Origin of the sequence: Pandoraea sp. LA3, assembly GCF_022696215.1 — a bacterium.
In the GTDB taxonomy this organism is placed as follows: Bacteria; Pseudomonadota; Gammaproteobacteria; order Burkholderiales; family Burkholderiaceae; genus Pandoraea; species Pandoraea capi.
The window spans coordinates 507,789-522,036 of sequence record NZ_PTPY01000038.1 but is presented as its reverse complement, the minus strand read 5'-3'; the positions used below and the strand labels follow the sequence as shown (position 1 = coordinate 522,036).

General features: G+C 63.7%; 10 protein-coding genes. 6 read left to right on the top strand and 4 right to left on the bottom strand.

What is annotated here, in order from left to right; genetic code table 11:
* Positions 1 to 63: 63 nt before the first annotated feature.
* Positions 64 to 1,095: a DNA-binding protein gene (locus C5N93_RS24740; protein ID WP_242561318.1), complete on the top strand. Its 1,032-nt coding sequence runs from the start codon at positions 64 to 66 to the stop codon at positions 1,093 to 1,095.
* Between the two features lie 81 nt (positions 1,096 to 1,176).
* Here C5N93_RS24740 and C5N93_RS24735 read toward each other — a convergent pair whose 3' ends face one another.
* On the bottom strand, positions 1,177 to 2,712 hold the full coding sequence (locus C5N93_RS24735) for an efflux transporter outer membrane subunit (protein WP_242561317.1): 1,536 nt from the start codon (positions 2,710 to 2,712) through the stop codon (positions 1,177 to 1,179).
* 128 nt (positions 2,713 to 2,840) lie between these two features.
* Here C5N93_RS24735 and C5N93_RS24730 point away from each other — a divergent pair, with 128 nt between their 5' ends.
* The 3 genes from C5N93_RS24730 (at position 2,841) to C5N93_RS24720 (ending at position 6,477) form a co-directional block, all read left to right on the top strand.
* Positions 2,841 to 3,992, top strand: a complete 1,152-nt coding sequence (locus tag C5N93_RS24730) for an HlyD family secretion protein (RefSeq protein ID WP_150720091.1) — start codon at positions 2,841 to 2,843, stop codon at positions 3,990 to 3,992.
* A 149-nt stretch (positions 3,993 to 4,141) separates the two neighbouring features.
* Complete coding sequence (locus tag C5N93_RS24725) at positions 4,142 to 5,686, top strand: DHA2 family efflux MFS transporter permease subunit (protein ID WP_242561411.1); 1,545 nt, start codon at positions 4,142 to 4,144, stop codon at positions 5,684 to 5,686.
* A gap of 221 nt (positions 5,687 to 5,907) precedes the next feature.
* Positions 5,908 to 6,477, top strand: coding sequence for a helix-turn-helix domain-containing protein (locus C5N93_RS24720; protein WP_242561316.1), 570 nt, complete (start codon positions 5,908 to 5,910; stop codon positions 6,475 to 6,477).
* Positions 6,478 to 6,480: 3 nt separating this feature from the next.
* Here C5N93_RS24720 and C5N93_RS24715 read toward each other — a convergent pair whose 3' ends face one another.
* The 3 genes from C5N93_RS24715 to C5N93_RS24705 all read right to left on the bottom strand — a co-directional run bounded on the left by C5N93_RS24715 (position 6,481) and on the right by C5N93_RS24705 (position 10,505).
* The gene (locus tag C5N93_RS24715; protein WP_242561315.1) at positions 6,481 to 7,866 is read right to left on the bottom strand and encodes a type II toxin-antitoxin system HipA family toxin; all 1,386 of its coding nucleotides are present in this window, start codon (positions 7,864 to 7,866) and stop codon (positions 6,481 to 6,483) included.
* Between the two features lie 50 nt (positions 7,867 to 7,916).
* Positions 7,917 to 8,219: a helix-turn-helix transcriptional regulator gene (locus tag C5N93_RS24710; protein ID WP_242561314.1), complete on the bottom strand. Its 303-nt coding sequence runs from the start codon at positions 8,217 to 8,219 to the stop codon at positions 7,917 to 7,919.
* A gap of 165 nt (positions 8,220 to 8,384) precedes the next feature.
* On the bottom strand, positions 8,385 to 10,505 hold the full coding sequence (locus tag C5N93_RS24705; protein ID WP_069343396.1) for an EAL domain-containing protein: 2,121 nt from the start codon (positions 10,503 to 10,505) through the stop codon (positions 8,385 to 8,387).
* Positions 10,506 to 10,954: 449 nt separating this feature from the next.
* Here C5N93_RS24705 and C5N93_RS24700 point away from each other — a divergent pair, with 449 nt between their 5' ends.
* Together C5N93_RS24700 and C5N93_RS24695 are read left to right on the top strand one after the other, a co-directional pair.
* Complete coding sequence (locus tag C5N93_RS24700; protein WP_242561313.1) at positions 10,955 to 12,721, top strand: mechanosensitive ion channel domain-containing protein; 1,767 nt, start codon at positions 10,955 to 10,957, stop codon at positions 12,719 to 12,721.
* Entirely contained in the window at positions 12,711 to 14,222 is a 1,512-nt protein-coding gene (locus C5N93_RS24695) for a DUF2252 domain-containing protein (RefSeq protein ID WP_242561312.1), read from the top strand. The genes C5N93_RS24700 and C5N93_RS24695 overlap by 11 nt, the downstream gene beginning before the upstream one ends.
* Positions 14,223 to 14,248: the final 26 nt, after the last annotated feature.

Genomic DNA, 14,248 nt, shown 5'->3' with positions numbered 1-14,248 from the left:
ACGATAATCTTCCATTATCGTGGGTTATTTGGCAATGCCGCTGAATTCAGGGAGTCCTGCGCAATGACTACGTCTCAAACCTCGAAATCCGTCACGCCCACGCCATCGCCCCGGCAAGGTGGCCGAGGTATTTCGGAGCACGACGTCTGGACGGCCGCCGACACGCTGCTGATGGCGGGCCAGCGCCCGACCATCGAACGCATTCGTCAGCAATTGGGGCGAGGTTCGCCAAATACGGTCAGCCCGTATCTGGATGCCTGGTTTGCGGGATTGGGGGCGCGCTTGCAGGGCGCGGGCGACGGCATTGCCGGTGTGCCGGAAGGTATCGAGATGCCGGAGTCGGTGGCGCGCGCGGCGCTGGGCTTGTGGACGTTGGCGCTGGAGGAAGGCCGAGCGGCGCTTGCTGAGGAGGCCGCAGCCCGACGTGCCGTGCTGGAAGCTCGCGAAGCCGAGCTGTTGGCAGACCGAGAGGCGCTGGAGCAGGCGCGCGCCGTTTTGCACGAGCGGATCGCTTCGGCGGAAACGGCAGCGGCTGATGCGCGTCAGGCGAGGGATGAGGCGCAAGCGCAGGCCCGGCGTGCCGAAGCCTTGTTGATCGATGCCCAGGCGGATGCGGTTGCGTCGCGTCAGGCGCTTTCCGCCGCCCGCGATGCGACGCAAGCGTTGCAGGACGAACACGCAGCGCATCGCGCCGAGTGGGACGCCGAGCGTAGCAGACTCGCCGAACGTGCGGATGCGAACGAGCGTCGTCTGATGCTGGAATTGGACGCCGCACGCGAGTCCATCAAATCGTTGCAGCAGGAACGCAAGCAGTCGCAGCGGCAGTTGCAGGAAACCGAAGCGGCGCTCGCCGCAATGACCGAAGCGCAACATGAAATGCGCTCGGCCAAAGCGTTGCAGGACGTTGTGGTCGCGCGATTGCGTGAGCAGATCAGCGCGCAGGAAGCGTTGACGGCGACGTATCAGTCGATGCTGTCGGCGCCGCCTGCATCGACGGCCTCTGCGGGGCGTAGCGTGCCGTCGGGGCCGAAGCGTCGGGTCAGTAGTGGCGTTACGCCGTCAGCATCGGTGCTGCGACGCGGGCGTCGAGCCTGACAGCGCTTGTCCACCGCCGTTGCGGGTGGCGCTTCGTGCTCGATTGACCGAAGGTGAACACCCCGGTCGATCCTGCAACCATCACTTGCCGGAGGTTTGCGCCAGCGCCGGCGTGCCAGATTCCCAGCCGCCGCCAAGTGCCCGGAACGTTGCCACGGCTGCGCGGGCGTTATCGGCCTGTGCGCGGGCATCGGCATCACGCACCGCCAGCAACTGGCGGTCCGCATCGAGCACTTCATACAAGCTGACGGTCCCGCCGGTATAGGCTTCCTGAGCGCTGTCGCGCGCGCGCGTTTGTGCGTCGACCGCGCTCGCCAGATCCTTGCGTTGCTGTTCCAGCTCCACCAGTGTGACGATGGCGTTCTCCACGTCCTCCGTCGCATGCAGCATCGACAGGCGATATTCCGCCAACGCTTGTGCATTGGCGCCTCGCGCCTGTTCGACTTCGGCGTCGATGCGTCCGAAATCGAACAGACGCCAACGCAGACCGAGCGCGGCGAGCGGCTGGAAGGTGGCTACGCTCGGTACGCGTCCGCCAGCCAGTGTGTCGAAGCCGAGCACGCCTGACAGCGACAGCTTCGGGTAGTACTCGGCCAGCGACGCGCCGATGCGTTCGTTCGATGCCGCCAGTTTCCGCTCGGCGGCGATGACGTCCGGGCGGCGGCGCAGCAGATCGGCGGGGGCGCTGGCGTCGCCGATGGCGGGGATCGTCAGCGGGCGTGCCTTCAGATCGTCATCCTGTGTATTGAGGCTCATGCGGCGGGCGTAGGTGCCCGGCGCTGCACCCATCAGCACGTCCAGCCGGTTCAACTGCGTCTCTCGTTCGATGCGCAAGGGTGGCAACGTCGTACGTGCCTGAGCCAGCAGCGCCTCGGATTGGGCCAGTTCCCGGACCGTTGCCAGTCCGTCTTTCAGGCGCAGGCGCACGATTTCCATCAGCCGTGCATCGGTGTCGATCTGATCCTGCGCGATGGCCAGACGCCGTTGCGCCGCTCGCACACGAAAATAGGCATCGGCCGCTTCGGCCACGATGCTCACACGAACACCGTCGCGCTGCGCTTGCGCTGCCTGCGCCAAGGCCCCGGCGGCTTGCGCCGAGCGTTGTAGGCCACCGAACAGATCCAGCTCCCAACTGGCGCCCGCACCAATGTCGTAGATCGTCATATTGCGGTTATAGCCGGGGATGTTTCGCGCCACCACGCCCAATGGCCCCTCCAGCGACTGATGTTCGCGCGTGACGCTGCCGTCGAGCGTGACGGATGGTAATCGTTGCGCCCCGGCCTCACGGGCTTGTGCCCGGGCTTGCGTCACGCGGGCCATCGCGGCCTGCAAATCCAGATTCTGTGCGAGCGCCTGCTCGACGATGCCCGTCAGGACGGGGTCGTGAAAACTCGTCCACCACGTATCCAGTGAAAGCGGTTTGTCCGCCGTCGCGCGACCAGCGTCGCGCTGCGACAACAGAGCGCCGCCTTCGAAATGGGCGGGTAAATCTGCCTTCGGGGCGACGTAATCGGGCCCGACGGCGCAGCCTGCCAGTGCGCTGACAGTCAATGCCAGCAAGGCATTGCGCAGGATCGGGGAGGTCGTGCCGGGGATCGTCAGCGAGGTTGCGTTCATGGAATTTAACGAGTTACTTGCAATATGATAGTTGCAACTCTATACTCACTTCCATTATGAAAGCAACCCCTGTGTTGCGAGTTTCGACATTCCCTGTTTTCACCCTTAGAGCGAAGAAGGATCCATCCATGACATCCCCGAGCACTCCCGCCCAGAACGCCAGTCAGTCGGGCGGCCCTCCCAAGCGTGGTGGATTCCCGCGCCGTCTTGTCGTGCGCGGCGCATTGGTCGTCGCGGCGATTGCCGCGCTGGGTTACGGGACTTACTGGTGGACGACGGCACGCTATTTCGAGTCGACGGACGATGCCTATGTTGGCGGCGACGTCACCGTGCTGGGGCCGAAGGTGCCGGGTTACATCGCGCAGGTGTTGGTGACGGACAATCAGGCGGTGCACGCTGGCGACGTGCTCGTGCGGCTGGACGATCGTGATTACCGCGCAGCACTGGCGAAGGCGGAGGGCGCCGTTGCCGCGCAGCAGGCGCTACTGGCAAATCTGGACGCCACCGCCAAATTGCAGACGGCGGTCATCGCGCAGGCCCGGGCGAGTGTCGTGGCCGTGACGGCCGATGCCCGCCGTGCGCATGACGATCAGGTGCGTTATCAGGATCTCGTTGCGAAATCGGCGGTGTCGGTGCAAAGCGCCCAGAAGGCGGATGCCGATTACAAGCAGATCGCAGCGAATCGTGAGCGGGCCGAAGCCGGCGCGGTCGCTGCCGAGCGCCAACTGGATGTGATCGCCACGCAGAAGCAGCAGGCGCAAGCGGCGCTGGCACAGGCGGTCGCCGAGCGTGACATCGCCAAACTCAATCTCGAATATACGGTGCTGCGCGCCCCGGTCGACGGCACCGTCGGCAATCGACGCGCACGCGCCGGGGCTTATGCGCAGGCGGGAACGCAATTGCTCGCGGTCGTGCCGGCGCATGGGTTGTGGGTCGACGCGAACTTCAAGGAAGGGCAGGTCGCGCACTTGCGTCCGGGCATGCCGGTGAAGATCGAAGCCGATGTGCTGCCGGGCCGGGTCTTCCATGGCCGGGTCGCGAGTCTGGCCCCGGCGACGGGGGCGCAGTTCAGTGTGCTGCCGCCGGAGAATGCGACGGGCAACTTCACCAAGATCGTCCAGCGTGTGCCGGTACGGGTGCTGCTCGATGAGGCGGACGGTCGTCTGGGCACGCTGCGCCCCGGTCTGTCGGTGACGGCGGAGATCGATGCGCGGGGTGACGGTAACGTCGACGGCGGCAAGCCGGGCACGCCGTCCGCGGCCAAGGTGGCGGCAAGATGAGCGCCGCACAAGCCGGCGCGGCGCAACCGGCACAACCGTTCCCCGCCGGCGGGCAAGGCGAGGCCGGCGCGAAGCCCGCGCATTCTGCGAACGACGAACGTCGGGGCGTTGCGCCGCCGCCGACCGGCGGGGGCTTCTCGGCGGATTCGATGTCCACGCCGGCCAAGGTGATCGCGTTCGCGACGATGGTCGTCGGGATGTTCATTGCGCTGCTCGACATTCAGATCGTGTCGGCGTCGCTTCGCGATATCGGTGGCGGCCTGTCCGCCGGTGCTGACGAAACCGCGTGGGTGCAGACAAGCTACCTGATCGCCGAGATCATCGTGATCCCGCTCTCGGGCTGGCTCTCGCGCGTGATGTCGACGCGCTGGATCTTCGCCGCCTCTGCGGCCGGGTTCACGCTGGCCAGTCTGCTGTGCGGCGCTGCGTGGAACATCCAGAGCATGATCGCGTTCCGCGCGTTGCAGGGGTTTCTCGGCGGCTCGATGATTCCGCTCGTCTTCACCACGGCGTTTGCGTTCTTCAGTGGCCCGCAACGTGTCGTGGCGGCGGCGGTGATCGGCGGACTCTCGTCGCTGGCGCCAACGCTGGGCCCGACCATCGGCGGCTGGATCACCGATAACTATTCGTGGCACTGGCTGTTCTTCATCAACATCGTGCCCGGCATCTTCGTGACGGTGACCGTGCCGCTGATGGTGCGCATCGACCGTCCCGATTTTTCGTTGCTGCGCGGGGCTGATTATCTCGGCATGGCGTTGATGGCGGTGAGTCTGGGGTGTCTGGAATACACCTTGGAAGAGGGGCCGCGCTGGGACTGGTTCGGTGACGATACGATTCGTACGACCGCCTGGCTGGCCGGGCTGTGCGGCGTGGCGTTCATCTGGCGAAGTCTGGTGTATGCGCAACCCATCGTCGACTTGCGCGCCCTCAAGCAGCGAAACTTTGCGCTTGGGTGCTTCTTCTCGTTCGCCACGGGGATCGGGATTTTCGCGACGATTTACCTCACGCCGCTATTCCTGGGGCGGGTGCGCGGATTCTCGGCATTTGAAATCGGGATGGCCGTTTTCTCGACGGGCATTTTCCAGTTGCTGTCGATTCCGGTCTATACGATGCTCGCCAACCGTGTCGATCTGCGCATTCTGATGATGGTCGGTATCGGTGGATTCGGGCTGTCGATGTGGCAGTTTGCACCGATCACGCACGACTGGGGGACGGCTCAACTGATGCTGCCGCAGGCGTTGCGCGGCGCGGCGCAACAGTTCGCGGTGGCGCCGATCGTGACATTGACGTTGGGTAGCCTGCCGCCTGCGCGGCTGCGTCTGGCGTCGGGGCTGTTCAATCTGATGCGGAATCTGGGCGGCGCCATCGGCATTGCCGTCTGTACGACCGTGCTCAACGATCGCACGAACCTGCATTTCTTCCGCCTGGCGGAAAACATGGGGGTGGGCAATCCGGCCGTCGGTCAATGGCTGGCCGGAGTAGGGGCGCGGATGAGCGCGGCGGGGCTCGATGTCGTCGACGCGCAGACTGAGGCGCTCCGTCAGCTCTGGCTGTTGACGCTACGCGAGGCGCAGACCATCACGTTCGGCGACATCTTCGCCGGGTTGGGGCTTATTTTCCTTGGCGTGACGTTGATGGTGCCGCTCATGCGAAAGGTTGCACCTCCCAAAGCGCCTAGTGCGGATGCACATTGAGGGGGTGGCAGTGGAATTCACTTTAGAGAAATAACGTTGTAAACGACGAATAAGTCATTGATTTTCAATGCGCCTATTCGTCGGGCACCAAGCGCAACCTCGGTATCCGGGGCGATATCGACACCGACCGGCTTGCTCGTCGGTGTCGACGCGCTTATGCTCACTTGCATGGTAATAGGCAGGGTTTGTCGTTCATGGCATCCCGGAACGGAGGAAACCTCATGCACCGAAAGACATTTCGCGATATGCAATGCCCCATCGCCCGCAGCCTTGAGCGTGTGGGCGAATGGTGGAGCATTCTGATTCTGCGCGAAGCCGGCTATGGCACCACGCGCTTCGACGACTTTCAGCGTCGGCTGGACATCGCGCCGAACATGCTGACACGTCGACTGAATGCGCTGGTGGAGGAAGGTTTGCTGGCGCGGCGTCAGTACTGCGACCGTCCGCCGCGTTTCGAATATGTGCTGACGGATGCCGGGCGCGATTTCCGTCCTGTGCTGTGGGCGTTGTTGGCCTGGGGCAACCGGCATTTCGCGCCGGAGGGCATCGCGGCCCAACTGGTGGACCGCGAGACAGGCGAGGTCGTGGAACCGGTGGTCGTCGATGCCGTGACCGGTGTGCGTCTGGACCCGAAGCGTCACGTGCCGACTGCCGGGCCGGTAGCAAACGAAAGCATGCGGGCGAGACTTGCGCGTGCCGCAGAATTTGCCGCGACGCAGTCGTTGACGGCAGATGATGCGTCGGTAAATCAGGCTAAGGATGTTTCTGAGGAGACGTCGGTTAGTCGTTGATTTTTATCGGGAGTTTTTTCCGTTCGGTGGAGTGATGCCGGTTGGGTTTGTCATCAGCTCCTGGCCGAGCGCTTCGGCCGCTGCCGCCAGTCCATTCAGTATTCGCTCGGCCACACGTGCCGGAAAGCCCGGCGGCAGTCGGGCTTCGATTGTCTCGATGACCTGAGCGGTTCTCCCTACGATCTCCTCGATGAGTTTCGCGCCGGATCGTCCGTTCTCTGTCGTGATGCCGTATCTTGTCGCGAGGCTTAGCCAGTGCCGCAGGTGGATGGTCGTCATTTTCCAGTGAGCGCTTTTGCCGCGAATGGCCATCGCCATCGCAACCCGGTTCGGCGAAGTCTGTGAGGGGCCGTCGCCGAGGACGGGATATGCGGAAAGCACGTCGTAGAGTGGCGTCAGCTCGACCTTGCCGCCCGGGCGGATGAAGACGCTGAAGTTTTTGGCGTGTCCATCAGGGGCACGAAGCATCCAGAAGAGCAGTTGGGCGAGAAAGAACCGGCGGCGATCACGCGCGGGATGTAGCGAATTGCCAAGGACATCCATGACGGCATCGATGCCCGGTCCCCCTTCATTTTCGTATTTGAGGTGCGGGGGCGTGCCTGTTGCCTGGCACATGTCCTCCTGTGGCAGACGCAGCAGCCACGGCCGATCGTCATGCGGATCGCGTCCAACCCAGCGTCGGTCGAAACGCGCTACGGATAGCGCCTTCATGTCATCGAACACGACGGGCTCGCATGCCGCAACCGGGAGCCCATACGCTTCGATAATTTGCGCACACAGCCATTCGTTCTCGATCGAGTCGCGCCAGTCCATCTTCATGTGGCCAACCATACCGATGGGTAATTTGAGGATGTGCGTCGTGGGCGTGGCGTTGTGAGGCAGGCACCACCGACCAGTAATGATGTGCTTGAGCAGCGCGGTTTTCTCTTGTGCGCCAGCGATGGAGATGCGGAAGTCGTCGGGCGCTTCGTCCTGCGGTGCACCGCGCATCGTCGGCGGCAGAAGGGTTCCACGCAGAATGTCGGCTATCTCTGTGTCGTTGAGTGGCGTTGCCTGGATGGTCTCGATATCGTCCGGTGTCATGCTGTCCGGCAGAATTTGCAGGGCGCCTGCGCAATCCCGGCCCACCTCGGCCAGCATCGTGAATGCGTCGGTCGTGGCGAGTCGGTAGCGTCTGGCGACCCGTTCCCGAATCGCTTTGCTGTCCGGCAGCAGGTTCTCGAAATAGGCCGATACGACCTCACCGCGCTGCGGCGCGTTGCCGGGAAGAAATCCAAGCGACTGCGAGATCGGGCGGCCTTCGTCCGATTCGACCCAACTGTCGGCGTACTGCAACTGATCGCGGCCGTTGGGGCTAACGCTCCATGTGCCGACGAAAGTACCGTTCATCCATAAACCAAGCCTGTGGCGACGAGGCTGTCCGTGTCCTGCCGTTGCCATTACCATTCCTTATCTGTCGAAATCCTGCCTGCCGGCGATAGCGGGGTGGATTGTGCTGAGGGAGGTTCTGCCACAGCGTCATCGGGGACTTTGCGCAAAATCATCTCGACGCCAAGAATATTGAGCAACTGGAGAAGGCGGTCTGCGCTGACCTTATCGGCGTTGCGTTCCAGCGCGGAGATGGTTTGCTGAGTAACGCCCAGTCGGGTGGCAACTTCCGACTGCTTCAATCCCGTTTGCTTGCGAAACGCCTGAAGTAGTTCGGTGAGTTCGGACGAGGAGCGAACGGCAAAGTTGCTCATACAAATCCTAGTTTGTTTTTCAATAAACAAATTCTAGGTTGTTTTTTGCGGAATGCAAGCGGGATGCTGTAATGAAATACAAATCATGATTTGTATTTGAAAAAAACAAACCATGATTTGTATGTGAAGAGGCGATGCAGGAGAGGAAACGTGGGCGTCAGGCGATCAGGCCATCACCGGCGCGCCGGGAATGCCCGGCAGGTTGGCGAGCAGGCGTGCGAAGGCGTCGCTCGTGAGCGGCTTGCCCAGCAGGAAGCCTTGTAGTTCATCGCAGTCGAGCGTTTTGAGGGCTTCGCGCTGCGATGCGGTTTCGACCCCTTCGGCCACCACATCCATATCCAGCGAGTGCGCCAGTGCGATGATCGCGGAGACGACCGCGCTGCCTTCACGTCCGCACGTGTCGAGGCCGTTGGTAAAGAAGCGGTCCATCTTCAGTTGCTTGACGCGAAAGCGCTGCAAGTACGCCAGACTCGAATATCCCGTGCCGAAGTCGTCGATGGCGACCTCGAAGCCATGCTCCTGAAACGCCCGGATCACGTCGATGGTGTGCTGCGCATCGAACATCGCCACCGTCTCCGTGATTTCGAACATCAGCCGTGAGCAGGCGATGTCGGCGTCGCGCACGATCTCCAGAATGTTCTCGACCAGCAGCGACTGCGCCATCTGACGCGGCGACAGATTGATTGCGACCTTGACCGGCGGCAGTCCCGCAGCGTCCCATTCCCGGATGTGCCGGCACGTTTCGCGCACGACCCAATAGCCGATTTGCACGATCTGGCCGGTGCGCTCGGCCACCGGGATGAAATCCGCCGGCTGCAATTCGCCGAACGTCGGATGCGACAGGCGCAGCAGCGCTTCGGCGCCGGCCAGTGCCTCCGTGTCACCCCGATATTTCGGCTGGAAGTTCAGCGAAAAGTACTGCTCGCTCTCGGCGTCGTGCAGCGCCTGCTGGATCTCCCAGGTGCGCTGTGCGGCGGCATTCATGCGCGGCTCGAAATAGCGGAAGATACCGCGCCCGGCCCGCTTGGCCTCGTACATGGCCGTGTCGGCGTGCTTGAGCAGCAGATCGATGCTGTCGCCGTCGTCCGGGAACAGCGCCACGCCGATGCTGGGCATCACGTGCAGCGACTGATTGCCGACCTTCAGTCCGTCGCGCATGTCGTCGAGCAGACGTTGCGCCACGCGGCCCGCGACCTCCGGCGACGACAGCGAGCCGAGCAGAACCACGAATTCGTCGCCGCCCAGCCGCGCTACCACGTCGTCGCCGTTCACGTTCTTGCGCAGTCGTTTGGCGAAGGCGCGCAGCACGTCGTCGCCGACATTGTGGCCGAGCGAATCGTTGATGGTCTTGAAGCCGTCGAGGTCCATGAACAGCACGGCGAAACGGCGCTGATCACGACGGGAGTTGATCAGCATGCGCGCGGCGGCGTCGTGCAACGCGCGACGGTTGGGCAGATCGGTCAGGGCGTCATAAGTCGCCATGCGTGCGATCTGCGTATTGAGTTGCAGGACGGAACTGGCCAGAAAGCTGGTGCGGGCGTCCAGGCGGGAGACGAGCAGGGTGGTGACCAGAATCAGGAAGGTAAAGAGGCTGACGGTCGTCACCAGCCACGACGAACTGACGCCGTTGGCCGCCCCGCATACCGCGCCGGCCGAGAAGGTCGCGGCGGACATGCCGGTGTAGTGCATCGCCGTGATGGCCAGTCCCATGACGACGGCCGCACCCACTCGCTTGGCCATCACGTAGCGCAGACTGCCGTCGCGCAAGGTGCGGGCGATCCAGAGCGCCGCCGTGGCTGCGGCAATTGCGATGAGGATCGAGGCGATGAAAAGCACCGGATCGTAACTGATGTCCGGATCCATCTTCATGGCAGCCATGCCGGAGTAGTGCATGGCTGCGATGCCGAGTCCCAGCAGGACGCCGGCGCAGCCCAGGCGCCAGCGGGTGAACGGTTCGCTTGCCACGAGCCACAGCGCGGCCCAGGAAATCACGATCGCGATGCCGAGCGACGCCGCCGTGATCGCCGGGTCGTAGCCCAGCGGCAGCGTGGCGTTCGATGCCAGAGGCGACCATGAGGGTGACAGCGACAGGGCGAGCATGCCGATGAAGTGCATCGACCAGATCCCGATGCCCATGGCGGTCGCGCCCACGGCGAGCCATGCGTGGCGCATGCCACGATGGGTCATGAGATAGATGCGACCTGAAAGATCGAGCGCCGTAAACGACGCCAGGACTGCCACGGCTAGCGAAAGCGCAACGAGCCAACCACTGTACGAACTGGACATATGAAAACCGACCGAAAAGTCCCGCTTAACTGGTTATCGGCACACCGGGCCAATAGTTGAGGATTGCGGTGGAATATTTCCGAGAGCTCAGGCATCGGCTCGCTTGCGCGTCAGTCGTCTCGACGGGTATCGAAGGGGCCCGGATCGATGGGAGTCGATCCGCGTCGATGCTCGACAGTGCCGATGCCATGGTGAATAATCCGTCCATACCCGCCCCGGTCTGCGTCGTCTGCGGTGACCGGCGGCAACCGATGCCAACCGGAGTCAACACTGCGTTAGCGTCGTGTACCAACGTGCCGGAGGCAACCCCTCGGGGGCTTCGACGCCGGCTGTGAATCGGTGACACGACAGGGGCGAAATACAGCAGCCCTAGATTTTGCCTGATTTCCGTAGGATTTCCTCTCACTGAGTGCAATCTTGGTGGCCAACTTGCCCGCAGGAGCCGTGATATGCGCATTCGCATGGGGCTGTTGCAAGTGCTGGTGGTATGTGGGATCGGGGTCACGCTGGCGTGGCCTGTGATCGCGGCGACATCCGAAGACTCGCCGTCGTCGGGGGCCGCAGTCTCGGTAGACGGGACGCAGTCTGCCGAGACTGCGGCGGCGCCAGCCAGCGCCAGCGATCCGCAAGACGGCGTCGAGCTCCGTTTCATGGATCGCCCGGTCGTGACGTTTCGCGGTGTGCTCGGTGGCGCCACACCTGATGTGCGCGCCGCGCGAGCCCGGTCGGTGCTCGACAGCCTGTCCGGGCGCGTCTTCGATTCGCCGGTCGACGTATTGCATGCATCGCTCGGGGGTGTCTCCGGCGTGGCGTTCCGCCTTCAGGACCGGATTCTCTTTGCGTTGACGGCCGACGACCTCGCGCCCGGCGATCCGCGCTCGCTCGACGCCGTGGCCGCCGACGTCCAGAAGAACCTCCAGGTTGCGTTCGCCGCCAGACGGCAGCAACTCCATTGGCCGACGATCCTGCGCGGCATCGCGCTCAGTGCGCTGGGGGCCGTCGTTCTTGTCATTCTGGTGATCACGGTCGGGCGCACCCGCGCGCGACTCGAGGCATGGCTGCAGGGGGCGTTGGAGAAGCGTGTCCTGAAGCGAACGGCGCGCACTTTCGACTGGACGGGCTCGGCCTTCCATCTGGTGCATCAGATCGTGCAGATCGGCGCCGTGTGCGTCGCACTGGCGCTCGCCTATCTCTACCTGATCTTCATGTTGATGCAGTTCCCCGCCAGTCAGCCCATGGCGGGACGCATGTCCGATTTCCTCTGGTCGCTGGTCGACAAGTTCGGGCTCGGCGTGGCGGGGGCCATCCCCGGCATTCTGACCGTCATCGTCATCTTCCTGCTCACGCGCGCGCTGCAAAGCCTCGTCAACAATATCTTCGACGCCGTACAGAACGGACGCCTCACCATCCCCGGCATGCACCCCGAGACGGCCGGCGCCACGCGGCGTGTCGTGTCGGTGGTGGTGTGGGGGCTGGCGCTGACCTTCGCCTATCCGTACATGCCAGGCGCGCAGAGCGACGTCTTCAAGGGCCTCTCGGTCTTGCTGGGCCTGATGGTCACGCTGGGGTCGAGCGGTATCGTCAATCAGTTGATGAGCGGGATGATCGTGATTTACAGCCGGTCGTTGAAGAAGGGCGATCTCGTGTCGATCGGCGACGCGACGGGCGTCGTGGTCGGGGTCGATGCCCTGTCGGTGAAGCTCGTCAACATGGCGCAGGAAGAGCTGACGATTCCCAACGCGGTCGTGGTGGCGTCGACCGTGCGCAATTTCTCGGCAAAGGGCCACGGCGGAGGTGTCGCCATCAGCACCACGCTGACGATCGGGTACGACACGCCGTGGCGTCAGGTGCACGCCATGCTGATCGAGGCCGCCTTGCAGACGCCGCAAGTCGTCGCGCAGCCTGCCCCGTACGTGCTGCAACGTGCGTTGTCCGATTTCTATGTCGAGTATGAGATTTTCGCCACCTTGCGTGATCCGTCGACCCGCTTTGCCGCGATTTCGGCGTTGCACGAAGGGATTCAGGACGTGTTCAACCGCTACGGCGTGCAGATCATGTCGCCGCATTTCGAAGAGCAACCGCATTCGCCGCTGACGATCCGGCCGGAGCATTGGTACCCGGCCCCTGCCCAGGCACCGGAAGATGGGACTGTGCCATCGGCATCGGCGCAAGGATCTCCGCCATCGCCTGCATCAGGAGCCGGTCATGCCCGTTAAGTCGTTGATGAAAAAGACAAGTTCGGCAGATGTCACGATCTCCGGCGCACCCTCTGCGTCGGCGGCCGTCGCATCACCCCCGGCGCTGGCTATCCCGCCCGTTCCGTTCGAAGCGCGCGTGGCCGCCGGCCGCCGCCTGCGGGAGAAAACGCCCCGCAGCAGTCATTCCCACCTCGGCAACATCGACCGCGACATCGTCGAACTGCTACGTACCAGTAGCGAGGGCCGCGTGGCGGCGCTCGTGCCGTTGCGCTACGGGCGCATGCTGGCGTCGCCGTTCGCGTTCTATCGGGGCAGCGCCATCGTGCAGGCCCACGATCTGGCGGGCACGCCAAGCAGCGGTCTGACGATGCAGATCTGCGGGGATTGCCATCTCGCGAACTTCGGCGGCTTTGCGACGCCCGAGCGCACCCTGATTTTCGATCTCAACGATTTCGACGAAACGGCCCCGGGGCCGTGGGAGTGGGACCTCAAACGCTTGTGCGCCAGTCTGGTGCTGGCGGCGCGGCAGTTCGGCTTCGGCGACACCCTGGGGGTGGAGATGGTCCGGGCGGCCGTCGATGCTTACGCGCGACGCCTGGACGAGTACGCCCACATGCCGACGATCGAGCTGTGGCACGAGCAGATCACCTTCGAGCGCATGCTGGAAATGGCCGGTACGGACCGGGTGCGCGAAGGGGTGAAGCGGGGCATCGCCCGTGCGTCCGGCCGCACGCATGAGAATGTGCTGCCCAAGTTTGCCCAGCAGGTTGGCGATCGCTGGCAGATTCGCGATACGCCGCCCACCGTCTTCCATGTCCATGGCGCGACGACCTTGTTCGGCCCGGAGGACGACTGGCTCGGTCTGGGGGACTGGCGCACGCTGTTCACCCCCGTCTATAAGAGCTACCTCAGCTCGTTACCCCCTGATCGTGCCCGCATGCTCGAGAGTTACACGCAACAGGATCTGGCATTCAAGGTCGTGGGTGTCGGCAGCGTCGGCACCCGCTGTCTGGTGCTGATGATGATGGATACGCACGATCAGCCGCTGTTCCTGCAATTCAAAGAAGCGTCGAAGTCGGTGGTCTCGCGTTTCTTCAGGAATGTGACGCCCAGGCACGACGGACGTCGCGTGGTCGAAGGCCAGCGGCTGATGCAGGCGGCGTCCGATGCTTTCCTCGGCTGGGGCACGGGCCCGTTTGGCCGGGCGATCTACGGACGTCAACTGCGGGACATGAAGATCTCCGCGCAGTTCGAGCTGTTCCGTGCCGATGGCTTCCGCGAATACGCAAGCCTGTGCGGCTGGGTGCTGGCTCGCGCCCATGCCAAGGCGGGCGGGTGCGCTGCGGAATTGGTCGGCTATGTCGGCAAGGGCATCCGGCTTGGCGAGGCGCTGATCCATTACGCGACGGATTATGCCGATCAGGTCGAGCGCGATTACGAGGTGTTTCGTAAAGCCTGCCGCGACGGGCAACTCGAAGCGCGTACCGACGCCGACATGGCCGCCGACTTCATGGCGTGACGGTGTCACCTTTGCCAGGGAGGGCG

Excerpts from the sequence above, each read along its gene's own strand:
- C5N93_RS24740 (WP_242561318.1), top strand. The coding sequence starts at position 64 with ATGACTACGTCTCAAACCTCGAAATCCGTCACGCCCACGCCATCGCCC.
- C5N93_RS24735 (WP_242561317.1), bottom strand. The coding sequence starts at position 2,712 with ATGAACGCAACCTCGCTGACGATCCCCGGCACGACCTCCCCGATCCTG.
- C5N93_RS24730 (WP_150720091.1), top strand. The coding sequence starts at position 2,841 with ATGACATCCCCGAGCACTCCCGCCCAGAACGCCAGTCAGTCGGGCGGC.
- C5N93_RS24725 (WP_242561411.1), top strand. The coding sequence starts at position 4,142 with ATGTCCACGCCGGCCAAGGTGATCGCGTTCGCGACGATGGTCGTCGGG.
- C5N93_RS24720 (WP_242561316.1), top strand. The coding sequence starts at position 5,908 with ATGCACCGAAAGACATTTCGCGATATGCAATGCCCCATCGCCCGCAGC.
- C5N93_RS24715 (WP_242561315.1), bottom strand. The coding sequence starts at position 7,866 with ATGAACGGTACTTTCGTCGGCACATGGAGCGTTAGCCCCAACGGCCGC.
- C5N93_RS24710 (WP_242561314.1), bottom strand. The coding sequence starts at position 8,219 with ATGAGCAACTTTGCCGTTCGCTCCTCGTCCGAACTCACCGAACTACTT.
- C5N93_RS24705 (WP_069343396.1), bottom strand. The coding sequence starts at position 10,505 with ATGTCCAGTTCGTACAGTGGTTGGCTCGTTGCGCTTTCGCTAGCCGTG.
- C5N93_RS24700 (WP_242561313.1), top strand. The coding sequence starts at position 10,955 with ATGCGCATTCGCATGGGGCTGTTGCAAGTGCTGGTGGTATGTGGGATC.
- C5N93_RS24695 (WP_242561312.1), top strand. The coding sequence starts at position 12,711 with ATGCCCGTTAAGTCGTTGATGAAAAAGACAAGTTCGGCAGATGTCACG.